Source organism: Orrella sp. JC864 (assembly GCF_037026685.1).
Classification (GTDB): domain Bacteria; phylum Pseudomonadota; class Gammaproteobacteria; order Burkholderiales; family Burkholderiaceae_B; genus Orrella.
In genome coordinates this window covers 110981-132183 of sequence record NZ_JBANET010000009.1, presented here as the reverse complement: position 1 = coordinate 132183, position 21203 = coordinate 110981, and the positions used below count along the sequence as shown (strand labels likewise).

Annotated in this window: 21 protein-coding genes; 16 read left to right on the top strand and 5 right to left on the bottom strand. The window is 70.4% G+C overall.

Annotated features, from left to right (window positions below; genetic code table 11):
- The first annotated feature begins 10 nt into the window (after positions 1-10).
- Both V8Z80_RS10745 and leuA read left to right on the top strand, forming a co-directional pair.
- Complete coding sequence (locus V8Z80_RS10745; RefSeq protein WP_336062006.1) at positions 11-739, top strand: hypothetical protein; 729 nt, start codon at positions 11-13, stop codon at positions 737-739.
- Positions 740-1107: 368 nt separating this feature from the next.
- Entirely contained in the window at positions 1108-2811 is a 1704-nt protein-coding gene (gene leuA / locus V8Z80_RS10740; RefSeq protein WP_336062005.1) for a 2-isopropylmalate synthase, read from the top strand.
- A 25-nt stretch (positions 2812-2836) separates the two neighbouring features.
- Here the strand turns inward: leuA and V8Z80_RS10735 are convergent, their stop codons facing one another.
- A complete protein-coding gene (locus tag V8Z80_RS10735; RefSeq protein WP_336062004.1) occupies positions 2837-3991 on the bottom strand; it encodes a DSD1 family PLP-dependent enzyme in 1155 nt (384 codons plus the stop codon).
- Positions 3992-4091: 100 nt separating this feature from the next.
- Between V8Z80_RS10735 and V8Z80_RS10730 the strand changes: the two genes are divergently transcribed.
- The 10 genes from V8Z80_RS10730 (at position 4092) to V8Z80_RS10685 (ending at position 13979) form a co-directional block, all read left to right on the top strand.
- Positions 4092-5153 carry a substrate-binding domain-containing protein gene (locus V8Z80_RS10730; RefSeq protein ID WP_155196440.1) on the top strand — a complete coding sequence of 354 codons (1062 nt, stop codon included), beginning with the start codon at positions 4092-4094 and terminating at the stop codon, positions 5151-5153.
- Positions 5150-6160: an ABC transporter substrate-binding protein gene (locus tag V8Z80_RS10725; RefSeq protein ID WP_155196441.1), complete on the top strand. Its 1011-nt coding sequence runs from the start codon at positions 5150-5152 to the stop codon at positions 6158-6160. The genes V8Z80_RS10730 and V8Z80_RS10725 overlap by 4 nt, the downstream gene beginning before the upstream one ends.
- Position 6161: 1 nt before the next feature.
- Positions 6162-6980 carry an ABC transporter permease gene (locus V8Z80_RS10720; protein WP_155196442.1) on the top strand — a complete coding sequence of 273 codons (819 nt, stop codon included), beginning with the start codon at positions 6162-6164 and terminating at the stop codon, positions 6978-6980.
- 52 nt (positions 6981-7032) lie between these two features.
- Positions 7033-7905 (top strand): ABC transporter permease, encoded by an 873-nt coding sequence (locus V8Z80_RS10715; protein WP_336062003.1) that lies wholly within the window; start codon positions 7033-7035, stop codon positions 7903-7905.
- On the top strand, positions 7902-8882 hold the full coding sequence (locus tag V8Z80_RS10710) for an ABC transporter ATP-binding protein (protein ID WP_155196444.1): 981 nt from the start codon (positions 7902-7904) through the stop codon (positions 8880-8882). The genes V8Z80_RS10715 and V8Z80_RS10710 overlap by 4 nt, the downstream gene beginning before the upstream one ends.
- A gap of 52 nt (positions 8883-8934) precedes the next feature.
- The gene (locus tag V8Z80_RS10705; RefSeq protein WP_155196445.1) at positions 8935-9756 is read left to right on the top strand and encodes a phosphodiesterase; all 822 of its coding nucleotides are present in this window, start codon (positions 8935-8937) and stop codon (positions 9754-9756) included.
- A gap of 94 nt (positions 9757-9850) precedes the next feature.
- On the top strand, positions 9851-10918 hold the full coding sequence (locus V8Z80_RS10700) for an ABC transporter ATP-binding protein (protein ID WP_336062002.1): 1068 nt from the start codon (positions 9851-9853) through the stop codon (positions 10916-10918).
- 62 nt (positions 10919-10980) lie between these two features.
- Positions 10981-12276 carry an ABC transporter substrate-binding protein gene (locus V8Z80_RS10695; RefSeq protein ID WP_336062001.1) on the top strand — a complete coding sequence of 432 codons (1296 nt, stop codon included), beginning with the start codon at positions 10981-10983 and terminating at the stop codon, positions 12274-12276.
- A 33-nt stretch (positions 12277-12309) separates the two neighbouring features.
- The gene (locus V8Z80_RS10690; RefSeq protein WP_336062012.1) at positions 12310-13182 is read left to right on the top strand and encodes a carbohydrate ABC transporter permease; all 873 of its coding nucleotides are present in this window, start codon (positions 12310-12312) and stop codon (positions 13180-13182) included.
- Entirely contained in the window at positions 13179-13979 is an 801-nt protein-coding gene (locus V8Z80_RS10685; RefSeq protein ID WP_155197112.1) for a carbohydrate ABC transporter permease, read from the top strand. Before V8Z80_RS10690 ends, V8Z80_RS10685 begins: the two co-directional genes overlap by 4 nt.
- A gap of 51 nt (positions 13980-14030) precedes the next feature.
- On the opposite strand, the gene V8Z80_RS10680 is transcribed toward V8Z80_RS10685, so the two are convergent.
- On the bottom strand, positions 14031-14348 hold the full coding sequence (locus V8Z80_RS10680) for a hypothetical protein (RefSeq protein WP_155197113.1): 318 nt from the start codon (positions 14346-14348) through the stop codon (positions 14031-14033).
- A gap of 102 nt (positions 14349-14450) precedes the next feature.
- On the bottom strand, positions 14451-14795 hold the full coding sequence (locus tag V8Z80_RS10675; RefSeq protein ID WP_155197114.1) for a DUF1840 domain-containing protein: 345 nt from the start codon (positions 14793-14795) through the stop codon (positions 14451-14453).
- A 177-nt stretch (positions 14796-14972) separates the two neighbouring features.
- Between V8Z80_RS10675 and argS the strand changes: the two genes are divergently transcribed.
- From argS to V8Z80_RS10660, 3 genes are all read left to right on the top strand, one after another.
- Positions 14973-16742, top strand: a complete 1770-nt coding sequence (gene argS, locus V8Z80_RS10670) for an arginine--tRNA ligase (RefSeq protein ID WP_155197115.1) — start codon at positions 14973-14975, stop codon at positions 16740-16742.
- A 9-nt stretch (positions 16743-16751) separates the two neighbouring features.
- The gene (locus tag V8Z80_RS10665) at positions 16752-17408 is read left to right on the top strand and encodes an SPOR domain-containing protein (protein ID WP_155197116.1); all 657 of its coding nucleotides are present in this window, start codon (positions 16752-16754) and stop codon (positions 17406-17408) included.
- A 74-nt stretch (positions 17409-17482) separates the two neighbouring features.
- Positions 17483-18112 carry a thiol:disulfide interchange protein DsbA/DsbL gene (locus V8Z80_RS10660; protein WP_442951964.1) on the top strand — a complete coding sequence of 210 codons (630 nt, stop codon included), beginning with the start codon at positions 17483-17485 and terminating at the stop codon, positions 18110-18112.
- A 202-nt stretch (positions 18113-18314) separates the two neighbouring features.
- Here the strand turns inward: V8Z80_RS10660 and metC are convergent, their stop codons facing one another.
- Both metC and V8Z80_RS10650 read right to left on the bottom strand, forming a co-directional pair.
- Positions 18315-19505 carry a cystathionine beta-lyase gene (gene metC / locus V8Z80_RS10655; protein WP_336062000.1) on the bottom strand — a complete coding sequence of 397 codons (1191 nt, stop codon included), beginning with the start codon at positions 19503-19505 and terminating at the stop codon, positions 18315-18317.
- Between the two features lie 49 nt (positions 19506-19554).
- Positions 19555-20619: an MBL fold metallo-hydrolase gene (locus V8Z80_RS10650; protein WP_155197118.1), complete on the bottom strand. Its 1065-nt coding sequence runs from the start codon at positions 20617-20619 to the stop codon at positions 19555-19557.
- 85 nt (positions 20620-20704) lie between these two features.
- On the opposite strand from V8Z80_RS10650, the gene V8Z80_RS10645 reads away from it, so the two are divergent.
- Complete coding sequence (locus tag V8Z80_RS10645; protein ID WP_155197119.1) at positions 20705-21091, top strand: MerR family transcriptional regulator; 387 nt, start codon at positions 20705-20707, stop codon at positions 21089-21091.
- Positions 21092-21203 lie beyond the last annotated feature (112 nt).

The window sequence follows — 21203 nt, the reverse complement described above, 5'->3', positions numbered from 1 at the left end:
AATATTTTGCATGATCAAGCCGAACCCGCCCGCCCGCCTCGACGAGGACAGCAAACTGATCGCCCGGCAACTGCTCGGCATGGCGATGCCGCGGCTCATCCGGCGTGCCATAGTAATCGCCATTGCCGTGCTTTTGTGGCTATTCGTCTGCCGCGCGGTGCTGTCCTTCGGCGCCGGCGTGCGCTACGACTCGCTGGCGGTGTTCGGCCAGCAGGCCGTCGACCTGCTCAACCGCATCAATCCCTATCTGTGGTGGGCAGTCGTCGCGATCATCACCCTGATCGCCTTCTTCGCCTTGCGCAGCTGGTACGCCGCCAGCCTGGCCGCCGGCCGGGCCACGCCGGTCGAGCCGGCCACGCTGCGCGAGCTGGCCGCGCGCCTGTCGCCCGACAGCCTGAAGGTCGTGCACTGGGTCTGGCGCGACCACGAAGAGCCCCTCACCGTGGGCGACCTGCACACCACGCTGGCCGAGCTGCGCCACGGCCGCGTGGGCAAGCTTTATCTTTCGCGCGAACAGGAAGCCGCGCTGGCGGCGGGCCAATCCGCGGCCGCGCCGCGCGCCGAGCAGGCGCAGGGGCCCGTTGCCGAACCCGCCCTGCGCGAGCCGGCGCTCGACCCCACGCAGCCGCCGCCGGCCCCGGCTGGCCGGGCCGAGCCCGGCTTCGGCGCGGCGCCGCGCACCGGCGCGCCGGCCGGCCAGCGCGCCGAGCCCCGCCTGCCGGACGCGGACATCCGCTAAGTCCGGCAAGCCAGGTCCGGCAACCTGAGTCCGGCAACTTCCATTTGCGCATCCGCCGCAAATGTGGTTGACTTACGCACTATGGCCGTCCAACAGAACTCTTCTCTGTTCGCACATGCCGGGCAAGCCGCCCTGGCAGGCCCCATCGCGTCCGCCGCTTCGCAAGCCCTCCTAGCCCTAGGCCTACCGATCGGTTGCCGAGCCTAGCGCTCCGTGGCAAGTTCGGCAGCCTGTCGCCACACGGTTAAATCCGTCCCCCTTTATTTTTCGCCGGCCTTTGCCGGCACCGCCCGCGCGGCGGCACGACACGACCCCGGGACGGCCGTGACACCCATTCCGACGGCCGCCCCCCTGCCTTACAGAGGTGCATGATGCTTGCCAATCCCGCCAAGAAATACCAGCCCTTCGTTCCCTTCGCCCAGGACTACGCCGAGCGCACCTGGCCCAGCCGGCGCATTACCGCGCCGCCCATCTGGATGAGCACCGACCTGCGCGACGGCAACCAGTCGCTGATCGAGCCCATGAGCGTGGAACGCAAGCTGCGCTTTTTCGAACAGCTGGTCAAGATCGGCTTCAAGGAGATCGAGGTGGGCTTTCCCTCGGCCTCGCAAACCGACTTCGATTTCGTGCGGTGCCTGATCGACGAAAAGCGCATCCCCGAGGACGTCACCATCATCGTCCTGACCCAGTCGCGCGAGGACCTGATCGCGCGCACCGTCGAGGCGGCGGCCGGCGCGCGCCAGGCCGTCATCCACCTGTACAACGCGGTCGCCCCGGCCTTTCGCAAGGTCGTGTTCAACATGGACCGCGAGCAGATCAAGAACATCGCCGTCACCGGCACCCGGCTGGTCAAGCAGTACATGGCCAAGCATCCCGGCACCCATTGGCGCTACCAATACTCGCCCGAGGTGTTCAGCACCACCGAGCCCGATTTCGCGCTGGAGGTGTCCGACGCCGTGGCGCGCGAATGGGACGCCACGCCCGAGCGCAAGATGATCCTGAACCTGCCGGCCACCATCGAGGCGACCACGCCCAATCTGTACGCCGACCAGATCGAATGGATGCACCGCAACCTGGAACGCCGCGACAGCATCATCCTGAGCGTGCATCCGCACAACGACCGGGGCACCGCCGTGGCGGCCGCCGAGTTCGCCGTGATGGCCGGCGCCGACCGCATCGAGGGCTGCCTGTTCGGCAGCGGCGAGCGCACCGGCAACGTCGACCTGGTCACGCTGGCCCTGAACCTGTACACGCAAGGCGTGCACCCGGGCCTGGATTTCTCGGACATCGACGAGGTGCGCCGCTGCGCCGAATACTGCAACCAGCTGCCGGTGCATCCGCGCCACCCCTACGCCGGCGACCTGGTGTTCACGGCCTTCTCGGGTTCGCACCAGGACGCCATCAAGAAGGGCTTTGCCCAGCAGCAGCCCGATGCGCCGTGGGAAGTGCCCTACCTGCCCATCGACCCGGCCGACCTGGGCCGCAGCTACGATGCGGTGATCCGCGTCAACAGCCAGTCCGGCAAGGGCGGCGTGTCCTACCTGCTGGAGCAGGAACACGGGCTGGCCCTGCCGCGCCGCCTGCAGATCGAGTTCAGCCGCGCGATCCAGCGCGTGACCGACGAGACGGGCCGCGAGGTCACGGCCCAGGACGTCTACGGCATCTTCAAGCGCGAATACCTGGACCAGCAGACGCCCTGGAAGATGGTGCGCCACCGCATCGACGGCGATCCCGGCGCGGCCGAGGGCCATCACTTCCGCATCGAGGCCGAGCTGGAATACGACGGCGTGCGCCGCGTGGTGCATGGCGAGGGCGACGGGGCGATCTCGGCCTTCGTGGATGCCTTGGGCATCCCGGTGCGCATCATGGACTATCACGAGCACGCCATCGGCTCGGGCACGGACACGCGCGCGGCCTGCTACGTCGAGCTGCGGCTGGGCGAATCGGGCACGGGCTTTGGCGTGGGCGTGCATCGGGACATCGTCACGGCCTCGTTCCACGCGGTGCTCAGCGCGGTGAACCGGCATCTCAATGCCGGTGTGCAGGTCGCCGCGCAGATGCAGGAAGCCTAGCGCGCCCAGGGCGCGGGCCGCGGCGTCAGAACAGGGCGCCGCGGGCAGCCACCGGCCATACGTGCTCGACCCGTTCGCCGCGCACGGCGACCAGCCAGTCGTGCAGGTTGACGGTGGGGTCGCAATGGCTGGGCAGCAGCCGTACCCGCTCGCCCACCGCCAGGGGCCGCGCCCCGCCGTCCTTGACGATGACGGTGTGCTCGTCCGATAGCGAGGACACCTTCCAGCCCGGCGCCAGCACGCGCGGCAGCCCGGCATCCACGGCAAAGGCCTTGAGCCCGCCGTCGAGCACCGCGCGCTCGCCCTGCGCGCTGATGACGGTGCACCACGCCGACAGGGCATGGCCCAGCGCAGGCGCCTGCGGATCGGGCTGGTTGGCGCCGTAGTCGGTGTCCATCAGCACATACGAGCCGGGCTGCACCTCGTTGTACAGCCCCGACTCCAGTTCGTACAGGTAAGAGCCGGTGCCGCCGCCGGTGACCAGCTCGCAGGACAAGCCCCGCGCCGCCAGGGCTTGCACGATCGTACGCACCTGCGCGCAAGCCTGCTCCACCGCCTGGCGGCGCGCCTGCGGCTCGCGCAGGTGCTGGGCCGAACCGCGATAGGCCTGCAGCCCCCGAAACGCCAGCGCCGGCGCCTGGGCTTCGATGGCCTGGGCCAGCGCCACCACGGCGGCCGGATCGGCCACGCCGCAGCGCCCCTGCCCCACGTCGAGCTCGACCAGCACGCCCAGCTGCGTGCCGTGGCGGCGCGCCGCCTGCGCCAGCACGGCGACCTGCGCAGCGTCGTCCAGGCACACGGCCAGGCGCACCTGGCCGGCCAGCCGGGCGGCCCGCTCGGCCTTGGCCGGCCCCACCACCTGGTTGGTCACCAGGATGTCCTGCACGCCCCACGACGCGAACACCTCGGCCTCGCCCACCTTCTGGCAGCAGATGCCCTGGGCGCCGGCATCGATCTGGCGCAGCGCCAGCGGCGGGCACTTGTGCGCCTTGCCGTGCGCGCGGATGCGCAGGCCCGCCGCCTGGATGCGGGCATGCACGCCGCGCAGGTTGGCCTCCATCACGTCCAGGTCCAGCAGCAGGGCGGGCGTGTCGACCTGCGCCAGGTCGTCGCCCGGCTGCGCGGGGGCAGGCGGCGGGCCGCGGTGCGCGGCGGGCAGGGTGGCGGGTATGGCGCTCATGCGGACCTCTTTCGAACGGGAAACCGGCGTATGCCTGACGCTACACGATACATCCAAGCTGCAATAACCATGTCATGCGGCATGCGCAGAATGAAAACGTTTGCAGACTTCGGATGCCGCCGTGCGCCCTGCCTCCCGACCTTCCATCATCGAAATCGCCGAAGCGGCGGGCGTCTCGCCGGCCACGGTCTCGCGCGCCTTCAACCAGCCGGGACTGCTCAAGCCGCAAACGCTGGCGCGCATCACCGAGATCGCCCAGCGCCACGGCTTTCGGCCCAGCCGCGTGGGGCGCAGCCTGCGCTCGGGCAGCACCCGCACGCTGGGCGTGATGCTGCCCACGCTGGCCAATCCGGTGTTCGCCGAATGCTTCGAAGGCGCCGAGCAGTGCGCGCGGGCGGCCGGCTACAGCGTGATGCTGACGGCCACCGGCTACGATCCGGACCGCGAATCGGCCGCGCTGCAGAACCTGATCGACCACCAGGTCGAAGGCGTGATCCTGACGGTGGCCGACGCCGCGCGCAGCGCGCTGCCCAGGAACCTGCAGTCGGCCGGCATGCCCTACGTGCTGGCCTACAACGAATCGTCGGCGCATCCCTACGCCTCGGTGGCCAACCGCCGGGCCGCCAGCGACATGGTAAGCCACCTGGCCGGCCTGGGCCACCGGCGCATCGCGCTGCTCACCGGCCCGCTGACGGCCTCGGACCGCGCCCGCCGGCGCCTGGACGGCGCCCGCGCCCAGGCGCGGCGGCTGGGCCTGGAGCCGGTGGCGCACTGGCCGCTGCCCAGCCATACCGCCGCCGACGCCGAGCGCCTGCAGGCGCTGCTGCAGGCGCAGCCGGCGCCCACGGCGCTGTTCTGCTCGAACGACCTGCTGGCCACCGCGGTGATCTCGGCGCTGCGCACGCTGGGCTACGGCGTGCCGCGCGACATCTCGGTCTGCGGCTTCGACGGCATGGCCTTCGGCGCGCTGATGCACCCGCCGCTGACCACGGTGCGCCAGCCCAACGAAGACATCGGCCGGGCCGCCTGCGCCAACCTGCTGGCCCAGATCGCGGGCCGCGCGCCGGCCGCCACCGACCTGCTGCCTCACGGCATTCTCACCGGCGGCACCGTGGCCGCCGTCCGTCCCGCCCCCACCTCCAACAGGAAATCCCGATCATGAACCTTGGACTCTCCCGCCTGCTACGCGCCGGGCTGCTGGCCCTGGGCCTGGGCGCCAGCGCCGTCCAGGCGCAGACCGCCATCTGCTACAACTGCCCGCCCGAATGGGCCGACTGGGGCACGCAGCTGCGCGCCATCAAGGAAAAGACCGGCATCACCGTGCCGGCCGACAACAAGAACTCGGGCCAGTCGCTGGCCTCGCTGGCCGCCGAGAAGGCCAACCCCGTGGCCGACGTCGTCTACTACGGCGTGAGCTTCGGCATCCAGGCCGCGCAGGACGGGCTGGTGACGGCCTACCAGCCCAGGCTGTGGGACGAGATCCCCGAGGGCCTGAAGGATCCCGAAGGCAAGTGGTTCGCCATCCATTCGGGCACCCTGGGCTTCATGGTCAACGTCGATGCGCTGCGCGGCAAGCCCGTGCCGCGCTCGTGGGCGGACCTGCAAAAGCCCGAGTACCGCGGCATGGTCGGCTACCTGGACCCGGCCTCGGCCTTCGTCGGCTACGTCGGCGCCGTGGCGCTGAACCGCGCCCTGGGCGGCACGCTGGACGACTTCGGACCGGCCATCAAGTGGTTTTCCGAGATGAAGAAGAACCAGCCCATCGTGCCCAAGCAGACCGCCTATGCGCGCGTGCTCTCGGGCGAGATCCCGATCCTGGTGGACTACGACTTCAACGCCTACCGCGCGCGCTACAAGGACCAGGCCAACGTCGAATTCGTGATCCCGGCCGAAGGCACGATCTCGGTGCCCTACGTCATGAGCCTGGTCGCCGGCGCGCCGCGCCCCGAGCAGGGCCGCCAGGTGCTGGACTTCGTGCTCTCCGACGAAGGCCAGGCGATCTGGGCCAATGCCTACCTGCGGCCGGTGCGCGCCGGGGCCATGAGCGAAGAGGCGCGCCAGCGCTTCCTGCCCGATGCGGAATACGCCCGCGCCGGCACCGTGGACTACGGCCACATGGCGCGCGCCCAGCGCGGCTTCTCCGAGCGCTACAACAAGGAAGTCAACTGAGATGCGCCGGCGCGGCTGGATCCTGTTCTGCCTGCCGGCCGCGGCGCTGTTCGCCGCGTTCTGGCTGCTGCCCATGCTCCAGCTGGCGCTGATCGGCGGCCAGCAGAGTCAGGGCCGCACCGCCTACCTGGCGGTGCTGGCCGAGCCCTTGTACTGGCGCAGCCTGCGCAACACGGTGCTGCTGTCGCTGGGCGCCACGCTGGCCACCCTGGCCCTGGCCCTGCCGGCGGCGCGCTTCCTGGCGCGCCACCGGCGCTTTCGCGGACGGCGCACCCTGATGGCGCTGCTGGCCTTTCCGCTGGCCTTTCCCGGCGTGGTGGTGGGCTTTCTGGTCATCCTGCTCAGCGGCCGCCAGGGCGTGCTGACCACGCTGCAGGCCTGGCTGGGCGCCGAGCCGCGCGCCTATGCCTACGGCATGGCGGGCCTGTTCGTGGGCTACCTGTATTTTTCGCTGCCGCGCTGCATCGGCGTGCTGACCGCCGCCTGCGGGCAGATCGACGCCAGCCAGCTGGAGGCCGCGCGCACGCTGGGCGCCGGCCCCTGGCGGCGCTTCCGGGATGTCGAGCTGCCGTCGCTGCGTCCGGCCCTGGTGGGCTCGGGCGCCATGAGCTTTGCCACCAGCATGGGAGCCTTCGGCACGGCCTTCACCCTGGCCACGCAGATCAACGTGCTGCCGCTGACCATCTACAACGAATTCACCAACTACGCCAACCTGCCGATCGCCGCGGCCCTGTCGGTGCTGCTGGGGCTGGCCACCTGGGCGGTCCTGTACGCCGCGCACGGCCTGGCGGCCGCGCCGCAGGACCGGGCCCGGCGCTAGCCGGCACGGCACCGCACGGACCGCAGCCATCGCAACCCAAGAGCCATCCCGCATGCGCACACCCTTATCGAGCACCGGCCGGCCCGCGGCCCAGGCCGCCGCCGACCCGGCCGCCCCCGGACGCTGGGAGACCCGCCTGGGCGCCGCCCTGACGGTGGCCCTGGCCGCCTTCCTGATCGGGCCGGTGGTGCTGTCGGTGCTGGCGGGACTGACGCGCAACTACTTCGTCGGCCTGGAAAGCGGCCTGACGCTGCGCTGGGTCGCGCAGGTCTGGGAACTCTATGCCGAGACCATCGGCCGCTCGATGTGGGTGGCCCTGCTGACCCTGCTGCTGTGCCTGGTGCTGGGCGTGCCCGCCGCCTGGGTGCTGACGGTGTTTCCCGGACGGCTGGCGCGCGCGCTGGAAGAGCTGCTGAGCCTGCCGGTGGCCGTGCCCGGGCTGGCCTCGGCGCTGGCGCTGATCATTTCGTGGGGCACGCTGCCGGGCCTGCGCGGCAGCGTGCTGTTCATCGTCATCGGCCACGTGCTGTTCACCCTGCCCTTCATGGTGCGCGCCGCGCGCGCCAGCATGGCCCAGCTGGACCTGCTCGCGCTGGACGAGGCGGCCGCCACCCTGGGCGCCGGCCGCTTGCGCCGCTTCCTGACCATCGTGGTGCCCAACGCCCTGCCCGGCATCCTGGCCGGCTCGCTGACCGTGCTGACGCTGTCGATCGGCGAGTTCAACCTGACCTGGCTGCTGCACACGCCCTTGACCAAGACCCTGCCGGTGGGCCTGGCCGACAGCTACGCCTCGATGCGCATCGAGATCGCCTCGGCCTATACCCTGGTCTTCCTGCTGATGCTCATGCCCCTGCTGGTCGGCCTGCAATGGCTGGCGGCCCGTGCCGAGCTGCCCCACCCCGCCCAAGGACACCGCCACCCATGACCGCCGTTTCCATAGACCTGTCGCAATGCGCCAAGACCTGGCCCGACGGCACGCGCGCGCTGCACCCGCTGGACCTGCACGTGCCGGGCGGCCAGATCCTGGCCCTGCTGGGCCCCTCGGGCTGCGGCAAGACCACGCTGCTGCGGCTGATCGCCGGGCTGGCCGGCGCCGATGCGGGCAGCGCCATCCGCTTCGACGGCCAGGACGTCACGCGCCTGCCGGCCGAGCGGCGCGGCGTGGGCGTGGTGTTCCAGAACTACGCCCTGTTTCCCAACATGGACGTGCTGGCCAACGTGGCCTATGGCCTGCGCGTGCGCGGCATGGCGCGCGCCGAGCGCGAGGCCCGCGCCCGCGAGATGCTCGCGCTGGTGCGGCTGCAAGAGCATGCCGGGCGGCGCGTGGACCAGCTCTCGGGCGGCCAGCGCCAGCGCGTGGCGCTGGCGCGCGCCCTGGCCATCGAGCCGCGCGTGCTGCTGCTGGACGAGCCGCTGACCGCGCTGGACGCGCAGCTGCGCGAGCACCTGCGCGTGGAGCTGGCCCAGATGCTGCGCGAACTGGGCATCACCACCGTGATCGTCACCCACGACCAGCAGGAAGCCATGATGCTGGGCGACCGCATCGCCGTGATGTCCGCCGGCCGGCTCGAGCAGGTGGGCACGCCCGAGCACCTGTACCGCTCGCCGGCCACGCCCTTCGTGGCAGAATTCATCGGCACGCTTTGCACCGTGCGCGCCGGCCTGTCCGACGGCCTGCTGGTGCCGGGCCAGGCCACGCAGCGCTTTCGCCCGCACCAGGCGCAGCCGGTGCCGCCCGTGGCCCTGGCCTGCCAGGGCCAGGTGCTCGGCCGCTACTTCCTGGGCGATTCGGTGCGCCTGGAGATCGCGCTGCAGGACGGGCAGCGCCTGGGCCTGGCCGTGCCGCCCGATGACGCGCACCAGCCCGGCCAGGCCGTCAGCATCCGCCTGCGCCCGCAATGATTCCCGCGCCGCGGGCCGCCGCGGCGCCCTTCGTAGAAGAGACTGCCTCAACATGCTCATAGCCCAGATCAGCGACCTGCACATCCGCATGCCCGGCCAGAAGGCCTACCGCGTGGTCGAGACCGACCGCTACCTGCCGCCGGCCATCCAGGCGCTGAACGCGCAGAACCCCCTGCCCGATTGCGCCATCATCAGCGGCGACCTGACCGACTTCGGCCGGCCGGCCGAATACGCGCACCTGCGCGCCATGCTGCAAACGCTGAAAATGCCCTATTACCTGATGCCGGGCAATCACGACGACCGCGCGGCCCTGCGCCAGGCCTTCCCCGAGCATGCCTACCTGCAGGGCAAGGGCGACTACCTGCAGTACGCCATCGACACGCACCCGCTGCGCATCCTGGCGCTGGACACGCTGGTGCCGCGCCAAAGCCACGGCACGCTGTGCGCGCAGCGGCTGCAATGGCTGGCCGGGCAGCTGGCGGCCCAGCCGGGGCGGCCCACCGTCATCGCCATGCACCACCCGCCCTTTCGCACCGGCATCGGCCACATGGACGACATCGGGCTGCTGCAGGGCGCGCCCGAACTCGAAGCCATCGTGGCGCGCCACCCCAACGTCGAACGCATCCTGTGCGGGCACGTGCACCGCACCATCTTCCGGCGCTTTGCCGGCACCATCGCCTCGTGCTGCCCCTCGACCGCGCACCAGATCGTGCTGGACCTGCGCCCGGACGCCCCCTCGGCCTTCGTCATGGAGCCGCCGGGCTACCAGCTGCACAGCTGGCAGGACGGCGCGCTGGTCACGCACCACGGGGTGATAGGCCAGTATGCCGGCCCGCATCCTTTTCACGAGGACGGGGCCCTGATAGACGAGTAGGCCCCTGTGCGGCGTGCCGTGCAATACGGCGGTCATTTTTGAAAGCGATGATGAAAAGGTTTTCAATCTTTGCCGCCGGCCGTTCGCACGCCCCATGTCCTCCATCGTTCTCGACCGTGTAGACAAGCGCTACGGCGACAGCCATGCCGTGCATGCGCTGTCCCTGGAGGTGCCGGCCGGCAGCTTTACCGTGCTGCTGGGCCCCTCGGGCTGCGGCAAGTCCACCACGCTGCGCATGATCGCCGGGCTGGAGACGCCCACCGGCGGGGCCATCCGCATCGGCGATCGCGACGTCACCGCCCTGCCGCCGGCGCAGCGCCGGCTGTCGATGGTGTTCCAGTCCTATGCGCTGTTCCCGCACCTGAGCGTGCGCGAGAACATCCTGTTCGGCCTGAAGGTACGCAAGGAGCCGGCGCGCGAACACGCCGCGCGGCTTCAGCGCGTCTCGCGCCTGCTGGGCCTGGACAGCCTGCTCGATCGCAAGCCCGCGCAGCTCTCGGGCGGCCAGCAGCAGCGCGTGGCGCTGGGACGCGCGGTGATCTCCGAGGCGCCCGTATGCCTGATGGACGAGCCGCTCTCGAACCTGGATGCGCAGCTGCGCCACGAGATGCGCCGCGAGATCCGCGCCCTGCAGCGCACGCTGGGCATGACGATGGTCTACGTCACGCACGACCAGACCGAGGCCATGAGCATGGCCGACCAGGTGGTGCTGATGAACCGGGGCCGCATCGAGCAGCACGGCACGCCGGGCGACATCTATGCGCGCCCGGCCACCGAGTTCGCCGCGCGGTTCATCGGCACCCCGCCGATGAACCTGCTGGCGCTCGAATCGCTGCATGGCGTGCCCGTGCTAGCCGGCAGCCACGGCCCGGCGCTGCAAGGCGCCCGGCCCCAGGCGGCGCGGCTGGGCATCCGGCCCGAGAACATCCGTATCGTCCCCGATGGCCGCTGGCGCGCGCGCGTGGCCGGCCTGGAGTATTTCGGCGCGGACTCCATCGTGCAGTGCGACCTGGGCGCGGCCGGCACGGCGGCCGTACGCGCGCCGGGCGTGGCCGGCTGCGCGCCGGGCGCCACGGTCTGCCTGGACTGGTCGCCGGCAGACCAGCATTTCTTCGACGCGTCCGGCCGTGCGCTAAGCCCGCCGGCCGCCCCGACCGATTGACCGGGCAGGCCCCGTGCGCTTGCCTTCATCCCGCCACAACCACCTCTAGACAGGAGCCGTCCATGCGACGCACCGTACTGAAAACCCTGGGGCTCGGCCTGGCCGCCGCCCTGGCCGGCCTGCCGGCCCATGCGCAGCAAAAGCCCGTCGAAGTCGAGTTCTACTATCCCGTGGCCGTGGGTGGCCCCATCACCAAGGTCATCGACGACATGGCGGCGGCCTTCCACAAGGAGAACCCCGACGTGCTGGTGCGCCCGGTGTATGCCGGCTCGTACCAGGATTCGATTACCAAGGCGCTGACCGCCCACCGGAGCGGCAATCCGCCGCAGCTGGCGGTGCTGCTGTCCACCGACATGTTCACGCTGATCGACGAGGACGCCATCGTCCCGATCGACCAGCTGGCCGGCGGCGAGCAGGACAAGCAATGGCTGGCCGGCTTCTACGATGCCTTCATGCAAAACAGCCGCACCGGCGGCCACGTGTGGGGCGTGCCCTTCCAGCGCTCGACCATCGTGATGTACTACAACAAGGACCTGTTCAAGCAGGCCGGCCTGGACCCCGAGCGCGCGCCGGCCAACTGGGACGAGCTGGTGCAGTTCGCCAGCAAGCTCACGCGCCGCGACGCCAACGGCAACGTGACGCAATGGGGCATCGAGATCCCCTCGGGCGGCGCCTTCGCCTATTGGCTGTTCCAGGCGCTGACCACGCCCAACGACACGCTGCTGATGAACGAGGCCGGCAACGAGGTCTACCTGGACAAGCCGGCCGTGATCGAGGCGCTGACCTATTGGCGCGACCTGGCGGCCAAGCACAAGGTCATGCCTCCCGGCACCATCGATTGGGGCACCACGCCCAAGGACTTCCTGGAGCAGAAGGCCGCCATCGTATGGACCACCACCGGCAACCTGACCAACATCCGCAACAATGCGAGCTTCCCCTTCGGCGTGGCGCCCATGCCCGCGGCCAAGCGCGGCGGCAGCCCCACCGGCGGCGGCAACTTCTACATCTTCAAGAACGCCACGCCCGAGCAGCAGCAGGCCGCGCTGCGTTTCGCCAAGTGGGCCACCCAGCCCGAGCGTGCGGCCGAGTGGAGCATCGCCACCGGCTACGTGGCCGTCACCCCCGCTGCCTGGGAAACGCCGCGCATGAAGCAGTACGCGCAGGAAGTGCCGGCCGCCGTGGTGGCGCGCGACCAGCTGGCCGTGAGCGTGGCCGAGTTCTCCACCCATGAGAACCAGCGCGTGACCAAGCTGCTGAACGACGCGCTGCAAGCGGCCCTGACCGGCGCCAAGACGCCCGAGGCGGCCATGGCCGACGCCCAGCGCGAGGCCGACCGCATCCTGCGGGCCTACCGCTAGGAGGCCGGCGTGAGGCGCACCGGCACCCGCGCGATCCGCCTGCCCGGCGCCGTGGTCGGCTGGCTGCTGGTGCTGCCGGCCACCGTGCTGCTGGCCGCCTTCACGCACTACCCGGCGCTGGCCACGCTGTGGCACAGCTTCTTCAGCACGCCGCGCGGCAGCCGCCCGGCGCGCTACGTCGGGCTGGAGAACTACGGCCTGATGATCGAGGATCCGGTGTTCTGGCAATCGCTCTGGAACAACCTGTGGTTCGCGCTGGGCACCATCCCGACCTCGGTGGGCCTGGCGCTGGCCATGGCGCTGTGGGTCAACGGCAAGCTGGCCGGGCGCGGCCTGCTGCGCATGGCCTACTTCACGCCCACGGTGCTGCCCATGGTGGCGGTGGCCAATATCTGGCTGTTCTTCTACACGCCGCAATACGGGCTGGTGGCGCAGGTGCTGTCGCTGCTGGGCCTGCCCGGCGTGAACTGGCTGGGCTCGCGCGAGACGGCGCTGCCCGCGCTGATGGCGGTCACGGTCTGGAAAGAGGCCGGCTTTTTCATGATCTTCTACCTGGCCGCCCTGCAAGGCATCCCGCCCTCGCTGCGCGAGGCGGCCATGCTGGAGGGCGCCTCGCGCGGCCAGTACTTCCGGCGCGTGCTGTGGCCGCTGCTCATGCCCACCACCCTGTTCGTGCTGATCAATGCGCTGATCAACGCCTTCCGGCTGGTCGACCACGTGGTGGTCATGACCCGCGGCGGGCCGGACAACGCCAGCACCCTGCTGCTTTTCTACATCTACCAGGTGGGCTTCAGCTTCTGGGACACCAGCTACGCCGCCACGCTGACGGTAGTGCTGCTGGCGCTGCTGGCCGTCTCGGCCTTCGTCAAGTTCCGCTGGCTGGACAAACGCACGCACTACCAATGAACCGCACACTGGACACCCTGGGCGCCTGGCTGCTGGGCCTGCTGTGGATCGCGCCGCTGGCCTATGCCGTGTGGGCGGCCTTCCATCCGCCGGCCTATGCCACGCGCTTCGACCTGCTGGCCCCGCTGACGCTGGAGAACTTCGCCACCGCCTGGGCCTCGGCGCCCTTCGCGCGCTATTTCCTGAACACCTTCCTGCTGGTGACCATGGTGCTGGCCGCGCAGTTCGTGCTCGCGACGCTGGCCGCCTACGCCTTCGCGCGCTTTGCCTTTCCCGGGCGCGACGCGCTGTTCCTGCTGGTGCTGCTGCAGCTGATGATCATGCCCGACGTGCTGATCGTGGAGAACTACCGCAGCATGTCGGCCCTGGGCGTGCGCGACACCATCCTGGCGGTGGGCCTGCCCTATTTCGCCTCGGCCTTCGGCATCTTCCTGCTGCGCCAGACCTTCAAGACCGTGCCGCGCGAACTGGAGGAGGCCGCGCGCGTGGAAGGCGCCGGCCCCCTGCAGGTGCTGATGAAGGTCTACGTGCCGCTGGCCAGGCCCATGTACGTGGCCTACGGCCTGGTCTCGGTCAGCCACCACTGGAACAATTTCCTGTGGCCGCTGATCATCACCAACTCGGTCGAGTCGCGTCCGCTGACGGTGGGCCTGCAGGTGTTCTCGTCCACCGACCAGGGCATAGACTGGTCCATCATCACCGCCGCCACGCTGCTCAGCGCCGCGCCGCTGCTGGTGGCCTTCCTGCTGTTCCAGCGCCAGTTCGTGCAGTCGTTCATGCGGGCGGGGATCCGCTAGGGCGACGGTACGCGCCGCGGGGACGACCGCGCAACGCCCCCAAGGGCGGGCTCAGTATCCGACCATCAAGCCGGGCAGGTCGATGGTGACGCGGGGGCGCTCCAGCGCCCTGGCGACGTTTTCCGCGAAGGCGCGCGCCAGCTCGGGCTCGGCCTTGAGCTTGTCGTAGCCGTAGGCATCGGCGATGCCCAGCACCTTGTCCAGCAGCAGCACCTTGCCGCTGGGGCGCAAGGGCTCGCAGCCCAGGTCTTCCCAGGCCTGGTCCAGCCATTGCCGGGCGGCCAGCGCCGATTGCGCGTCGGTGGGCACGTCCACCGCCAGGTCCAGGACGCGGCGCGGGTCGAACACCAGGGAAATGTCGCTACGCATGGGCAGTCTCCTTGATGCATGCCCGCCGGCGCCAGGCGCATGGGGCGATGCGAGTGCAGTGGATTCTAGCAAGCGGCGCGGGCCGGCCCGCGCGGCGGGACGCTACCAGGCCGATCCCGCCGACCAGGTCACGTCCACGCCCCGGGCGCGCGCCTTGCGCAGCAGCTCCAGCAGGGGATAGGCGCGCTGGGACAAGGCGACCGGACGCGAGACCGGATGCTCGGGCGGCTCGTCGTCGTCCTCATCCTCGTCATCGTCGGGCAGCGGCGGGGCGCTGGCGATGGCTTTTTCCAGCAGCGCGATGGCCCCGGGCAGCTGCTCGGGCGTGAAGACGCCCCGCTCGGGCGAGACGTCGGCGGGCTTGCCGGCCGCGCGCAGCAGGGGGATGGCATGCTCGGACAGCATGAGTACGTCGCCGCTGGCCTTGGAGCGGAAGGTGATGAGCATGGCCGCTGTCTCCGTGCAGTGTTTTCGGCCCATACACTACCGGAAGGCGCCGCGCCTGCCAATCGATGCGGGCACGCGTGCGCCGCGCCTGCCGCGCGCGGGTGCGGCGCATGCCGCCCCCGGAAGGGGCGGCAAGGTAAACTTCGACCCCATCGAATACCTCTTTTGCCGCGCAACATGCTCCTCGAGCAACAACAACTGCTGATCCAACGCATCCAGGCCGCCGTGGCCGCGCTGCTGCCCGAACAGGCCGAGGCGGCCCGGGCCGCGGTCGCGCTCGAGCGGCCCAAGGTCGCCGCGCACGGCGACCTGGCCACCAACATCGCCATGCAGCTGGCCAAGCCGGCGCGGCGCAACCCGCGCGAGCTGGCGCAGGCGCTGGTCGATGCCCTGCTGGCCGACACGCAGGCCGCCGGCCTGGTCGCCAGCGCCGAGCTGGCCGGCCCAGGCTTCATCAACTTCCGCGTCACGCCGGCCGCGCGCCAGGCGGTGCTGGCCGCCATCGCCGAACAAGGCGAGGCGTTTGGCCGGGCCGCGACGGGCCGCGCCGCGCCAGGCCAGGACGCGCCGGACCGCGCGGCATCGGCCGGGGCTGCCCCCGCCGCCCCGCAGGCGCCGCAAAAAGTGCTGGTCGAGTTCGTCTCGGCCAACCCCACCGGCCCGCTGCACGTCGGGCACGCGCGCCAGGCGGCGCTGGGCGATGCCTTGTGCCGCCTGTTCGAGGCCGCCGGCTACGCGGTCACGCGCGAGTTCTACTACAACGACGCCGGCAACCAGATCGACAACCTGGCCGTCAGCGTGCAGGCGCGCGCGCGCGGCATCTCCCCCGACGATCCCGGCTATCCGGCCGACGGCTACCGCGGCGACTACATCCTGGACATCGCCCGCGACTACCTGGCGGGCAAGACCGTGCAGGCGGCCGACGCCGAGCCGGTCACGGCCTCGGGCGACATCGACGACCTGGACGGCATCCGCCGCTTCGCGGTGGCCTACCTGCGCCGCGAGCAGGACCTGGACCTGCAGGCCTTCGGCCTGGCCTTCGACAACTACTACCTGGAAAGCTCGCTGTATACCAGCGGGCGGGTCGAGCAGACCGTGCAGCGGCTGGTCGCCGCCGGCCATACCTACGAGCACGAGGGCGCGCTGTGGCTGCGCACCACCGAGCTGGGCACCGGCGACGACAAGGACCGCGTGATGCGCAAGTCCGAGGGCGGCTATACCTATTTCGTGCCCGACGTGGCCTATCACGTGGCCAAATGGGAGCGCGGCTTCACGCATGCCATCAACATCCAGGGCAGCGACCACCACGGCACCGTGGCGCGCGTGCGCGCGGGCCTGCAGGGCCTGGACATGGGCATCCCCAAGGATTACCCGGCCTACGTGCTGCACAAGATGGTCAAGGTGGTGCGCGGCGGCCAGGAGGTCAAGATCTCCAAGCGCGCCGGCAGCTACGTCACCTTGCGCGACCTGGTCGATTGGGTGGGCCGCGACGCGGTGCGCTATTTCCTGATCCAGCGCCGCGCCGACACCGAGTTCGTGTTCGACATCGACCTGGCCCTGTCCAAGAGCGAAGAGAACCCGGTCTACTACATCCAGTACGCGCACGCGCGCATCTGTTCGGTGATCGGCCAGTCGGGCGTGGCCCCCGGCGAAATCGCCCAGGCCGACCCCGCTGCGCTGACCGCCCCCACCGAGCTGGCGCTGATGCAGCGCCTGTCCGAGTTTCCCGCCCTGGTCGGCCAGGCCGCGCAGGACCTGGCGCCGCACCTGGTGGCCTTCTGGCTGCGCGATTGCGCCGCCGACTTCCACGCCTGGTATAACGCCGAGCGCGTGCGCGTGGACGATGCCGCGCTGATGCGCGCGCGCCTGCGGCTGGCCGACGCCACGCGCCAGGTGCTGGCCAACGGGCTGGCCCTGCTGGGCGTGGGCGCGCCCGAGAAGATGTAACATCGTCCCATGGCCAAGACCAAACGCTCCTCTCGCTCCAGCCAAGGCGGCAGCACGCTGTACGGCGTGCTGGCCGGACTGCTGATCGGGCTGATCCTGGCCGCGGCGGTGGCCTTCTACGTGACCAAGGCGCCCATGCCTTTCGTGGACCGCGCCACGCGCGAGCCGGCCCAGACGACGCTGCCCGATCCGCGCCAGGCGCCCGATCCCAACATGGGCCTGTACGGGCGCAACGCCCCGGCCGGCACGCCCGCGACCGGCCCGACCGACAGCCCCATCGCGCCGCTGCCCGGCGCCGGACAGCCGCAACCGCAGCCCGGCCGCGACGACGAGCTGGGCGCGCTGATCGCCTCGCTGCCCAAGCCCACCAGCGAGCCGGCCGCGCCGGCGCCGCCCAAGCCCGTGCCCGCCCCGGCCCAGTCCAGCGGCCAGTCCAACGGCAGCTACTACCTGCAGGTGGGCGCCTTCCGGGTACTCGAGGACGCCGAGGCGCTGCGCGCGCGCATCCTGCTGCTGGGCCTGCCGGTGCAAGTGCAGCGCGCCGAGGTCAACGGCCTGCAGGTCAACCGCGTGCGCGTGGGCCCCTACGCCCGCCTGGACGACATGAACCGCACGCGGGCGCGCCTGGGCGAGGAAAAGATCGAATCGACGGTGGTCAGGCAATAGCGCCGCGTGAACTTTGCGGGCCACGGCAATGTCTGACCGCTTTGGCCCGATCCCTAGACGAGGAAGCGCCCTTCATCATGCAAAACCTGTTCTCCCGCCTGGCGGCCATCGCCACGCTGCTGGCCGCGGCCAGCTTCGCTCCCCAGGCCCTGGCCCAGAATGCCACCTACCAGGAAGTCAATCCGCCCCAGCCCGCCGACGAGCCCGGCAAGATCGAGGTGCTGGAGTTCTTCGCCTATAGCTGCACGCACTGCAACGCCATCGAGCCCATGGTGCAGGAATGGAGCAGGAAGCTGCCCGAGGACGTGGTCCTGCGCAAGGTGCCGGTGGCCTTCAATGCCGGCATGAAGCCGCTGCAGCAGCTGTACTACACCCTGGAATCCATGGGCCGGCTGGACCTGCATCCCAAGGTCTTCGCCGCCATCCACCAGGAGCGCCAGCGCCTGTTCAGCAAGAGCCAGATCCTGGACTGGGCCGGTGCCCAGGGCCTGGACAAGGCCAAGTTCGAAGGCGTCTACGATTCCTTCGGCGTGGCTTCCAAGGCCCAGCGCGCCGACCAGCTGGTGCAGGCCTATCGCGTGCAGGGCACGCCCTCGGTGGCCGTGGGCGGGCGCTACCTGACCTCGCCCGCGCAGGCCGGCGGCTACCGCGAAACCCTGACCGTGGCCGACGAACTGCTGGCACGGGTGCATGCGGCGAAATAGCCACAACGCGACCGGCCAGAGGTTTACCTTTTTGCCCGATGCGCTAAACTGGATGGGCTTGGCTCGAAGGCAGACGACTCCAGAGCACTCGACTGCCTGCTGAAAGAACCGGCGACCGACCAGAGAGTGGACAACCCCTACGCAGGCATGCCTCGTAGGGGTTGTTTTTTTGCCGCGGCAATCGCGGCGGGGCCTGGCTTGCCTAGCCTGCGGCCCGGCATGCCTGCAAGGCCTGCTCGATATCGGCCGTCAGGTCCGCGACCGCCTCCAGCCCCACGTGCAGGCGCACGATGGTGTTGCCCGGGGCGGGCGCGTAGGCATGCGGGCGCAGCGCGGCCGGATCCACCCACTGCACCAGGCTTTCGTAGCCGCCCCACGAAAAACCGATGGCGAACAGCTGCAAGGCGTCCACGAAACGGCGGCCCGCCTCGGTGTCCAGCGCCAGCTCGACCGCCATCATGCCGTTCGAGCCGGTGCAGTCGCGCCGCCACAAGGCATGGCCGGGGTCTTGCGGCCAGGCCGGATGGAAGATCCGCACCACTTCGGGCCGCTGCGCCAGGAATTCGCAAACCAGCAGGGCGCTGCGCGCGTGCTCGGCCATGCGCACCGGCAGCGTGCGCGAGCCGCGCAGCGCTAGCCACGCATCATCCGCGCTGACCGAATAGCCCAGCGCGTACTGCATGGCCGCCAGCCGCTGGCCGAGTTCGGCGTCGCGGGCCACGACCGCGCCCAGCATCAGGTCCGAATGCCCGCCCACGTATTTGGTGCCGGCCACCACCGACACATCCGCGCCCAGCGCCAGGGGGCGGTAGATGTAGCCCGAGCCCCAGGTGTTGTCCACCACCAGCGGCAGGCCCAGCGCGCGGGCCTGGGCCGCCAGCGCGGGCAGGTCCAGCATCTGCATCAGCAGGGATCCGGGCGATTCGGCGTAGACCATGCGGGTCTGGGGACGGACCAGTTCGGCCAGGTTCGCGCCGGCGGGATCGAAATAGGTGATTTCGATGCCCAGCCCGCGCAGCAGCGCATGGTCCAGGTGCCGCACCGGCCCGTAGACGCAGTCGGCCACCAGCGCGTGCTCGCCGGCCTTGAGCAGGCCCAGGAACACCAGGGTGATGGCCGCCAGGCCCGAAGGGGCCAGGATGGTGCGCGCGCCGCCTTCGAGCTGCGAGAACACGTCCTCCAGCGCGCGATGGGTGTCCAGGCCCGAGCGGCCGTAGGTGACCGCGCGCTCGCCGGCGGCCTTGCGCTCTTGCGCGGCGTCCAGGGCGGCCAGGTCGGCAAAGCGCACGGTGCTGGTGCGCATGGCGGGCAGGCTGACGGCGGCGGTGCGGGTTTCGGGATCGAAGGGGGCGCTGCCGGTATGCAGCAGGCGGGTATGCAGATGATGCGTCACGCGTGGGTTCCTGGGGCGGGCGGCGCGCCGGCGGCCCGCGCCGGCGGGGCTAGGCCGCGCTGAAACGCACGATGCCGTCCTCGCCGGTGCTGCGGCCGAGCTTGCCTTGGAAATAAAGGGCATGCAGGTGCGCCAGCGCCTCGCCCATGGCGAAGGTCAGCTGGTGCAGGTCGAGCTTGCGCTTGAATAGTACCGGGACGATGTCCGAGGCGGAACACGGCCGCGCGCCGCACGCCTGGATCACGTCGGCCAGCCGTTCGTCGTGGTGGCTGCGCTGCTGGGCGATGCGCTCGTGCAGGCCCACGAAAGGCCGCCCGTGCGAGGGCAGCACCAGCGTGTCGGCCGGCAGCCCGTCGTAGTTGGACAGCGAATCCAGGTACAGCTGCAGCGGGTTGGCGTCGGGCTCCATGTCGAACACGCTGACGTTGGTCGAGATGCGCGGCAGCACCATGTCGCCCGAAACGAGCAGCTTGGCCTGCGGATCGTAGAGCGAGATGTGCTCGGGCGCGTGGCCGTGCCCGACGATCAGGCGCCAGTCGCGCCCGCCGATGGACAGGACGTAGCCGTGCAGCAGGCGATGGAAGGTATCCGGCACGGCGGGCACCAGGCCCGAGTAGTAGGTGGCGCGCTGGCGGATCTGCGCCTGCGAGTCGGCGTCGGTCAGGCCGTGCCGCGCATAGTGGGCCACGGCCTGCTCGCCGCCGGCCGCCGAGCCCTTGGCGCCGGGCTGCGACCACAGCCGCGCCAGCGCGTAATCGGCCATGCTCATGTAGAGCGGCGCCTGCCAGCGCTCGCACAGCCAATGGGCCAGGCCGACGTGGTCCGGATGCATGTGGGTGACCACCACGCGCAGCACGGGCAGGCCCTGCAAGGCCGTCTGGAAGACCTGCTCCCACTGCGCCTTGACCTCGTCGCGGGCGATGCCGCAGTCGATCAGCGTCCAGCCCTGCCGGCCGGCGAACTCGTCGCGCACCAGCCAGACGTTGACGTGGTCCAGCGCGAAAGGCAGCGGCAGGCGCACCCACAATACCCCTGGCGCCACCTCCAGCGCCTGGCCGGGCTCGGGCTGGGTTGCTCCGAAGGGATAGTGCAGCTGGTGTTCCAGGGGGTTCATGCGCGTGCGTCTCCAAATCTTGACCGTCGGGCTGAAGTCATCATAATTTACGTTTACGTAAACTGCCAAACCATCCGCCCCCTTCATGCCGCCCGCCCAGAGCTGGACCATCTCCGAACTCGCCCAGGAGTTCGACGTGACGCCGCGCACCATCCGCTTCTACGAGGACCAGGGCATCGTCAGTCCCGAGCGCGACGGACGCAACCGCATCTACCGCGCGCGCGACCGCGCCCGCCTGAAGCTGGCGCTGCGCGGCAAGCGCCTGGGCCTGCAGCTGTCCGAGATACGCAGCCTGATCGACATGTACGACGGCCCGGGCACCACCGAGCCGCAGCTGCGCCTGTACCTGGAGGTGCTCACCCGCCACCGCCTGGCGCTGGAACAGCAGCGGCGCGACATCGAGGAAACCTTGGGCGAGATCGCCGAGCAGGAGCGGCAGTGCCGCCAATTGCTGGGCAAGGCCCACGCCTGAGACGGCGACCCGGCCGACGGTCCTAGCATTAACCCTGATTTACGTTTACGTAAACGGAATCTACGCTTTCCTTCCCGGCCGCGCGCCCGCCCCGCCGCGGCGCCCCCCCGAC

What these genes read in the sequence shown, in the direction of transcription:
- V8Z80_RS10720 (WP_155196442.1), top strand. Translation starts at nt 6,162, where the DNA reads ATGCGCCGGCGCGGCTGGATCCTGTTCTGCCTGCCGGCCGCGGCGCTG.
- V8Z80_RS10695 (WP_336062001.1), top strand. Translation starts at nt 10,981, where the DNA reads ATGCGACGCACCGTACTGAAAACCCTGGGGCTCGGCCTGGCCGCCGCC.
- argS (WP_155197115.1), top strand. Translation starts at nt 14,973, where the DNA reads ATGCTCCTCGAGCAACAACAACTGCTGATCCAACGCATCCAGGCCGCC.
- V8Z80_RS10745 (WP_336062006.1), top strand. Translation starts at nt 11, where the DNA reads ATGATCAAGCCGAACCCGCCCGCCCGCCTCGACGAGGACAGCAAACTG.
- V8Z80_RS10680 (WP_155197113.1), bottom strand. Translation starts at nt 14,348, where the DNA reads ATGCGTAGCGACATTTCCCTGGTGTTCGACCCGCGCCGCGTCCTGGAC.
- V8Z80_RS10685 (WP_155197112.1), top strand. Translation starts at nt 13,179, where the DNA reads ATGAACCGCACACTGGACACCCTGGGCGCCTGGCTGCTGGGCCTGCTG.
- V8Z80_RS10735 (WP_336062004.1), bottom strand. Translation starts at nt 3,991, where the DNA reads ATGAGCGCCATACCCGCCACCCTGCCCGCCGCGCACCGCGGCCCGCCG.
- V8Z80_RS10645 (WP_155197119.1), top strand. Translation starts at nt 20,705, where the DNA reads ATGCCGCCCGCCCAGAGCTGGACCATCTCCGAACTCGCCCAGGAGTTC.
- V8Z80_RS10725 (WP_155196441.1), top strand. Translation starts at nt 5,150, where the DNA reads ATGAACCTTGGACTCTCCCGCCTGCTACGCGCCGGGCTGCTGGCCCTG.
- V8Z80_RS10650 (WP_155197118.1), bottom strand. Translation starts at nt 20,619, where the DNA reads ATGAACCCCCTGGAACACCAGCTGCACTATCCCTTCGGAGCAACCCAG.
- V8Z80_RS10675 (WP_155197114.1), bottom strand. Translation starts at nt 14,795, where the DNA reads ATGCTCATCACCTTCCGCTCCAAGGCCAGCGGCGACGTACTCATGCTG.
- V8Z80_RS10665 (WP_155197116.1), top strand. Translation starts at nt 16,752, where the DNA reads ATGGCCAAGACCAAACGCTCCTCTCGCTCCAGCCAAGGCGGCAGCACG.
- V8Z80_RS10705 (WP_155196445.1), top strand. Translation starts at nt 8,935, where the DNA reads ATGCTCATAGCCCAGATCAGCGACCTGCACATCCGCATGCCCGGCCAG.
- V8Z80_RS10700 (WP_336062002.1), top strand. Translation starts at nt 9,851, where the DNA reads ATGTCCTCCATCGTTCTCGACCGTGTAGACAAGCGCTACGGCGACAGC.
- V8Z80_RS10710 (WP_155196444.1), top strand. Translation starts at nt 7,902, where the DNA reads ATGACCGCCGTTTCCATAGACCTGTCGCAATGCGCCAAGACCTGGCCC.
- V8Z80_RS10715 (WP_336062003.1), top strand. Translation starts at nt 7,033, where the DNA reads ATGCGCACACCCTTATCGAGCACCGGCCGGCCCGCGGCCCAGGCCGCC.
- leuA (WP_336062005.1), top strand. Translation starts at nt 1,108, where the DNA reads ATGATGCTTGCCAATCCCGCCAAGAAATACCAGCCCTTCGTTCCCTTC.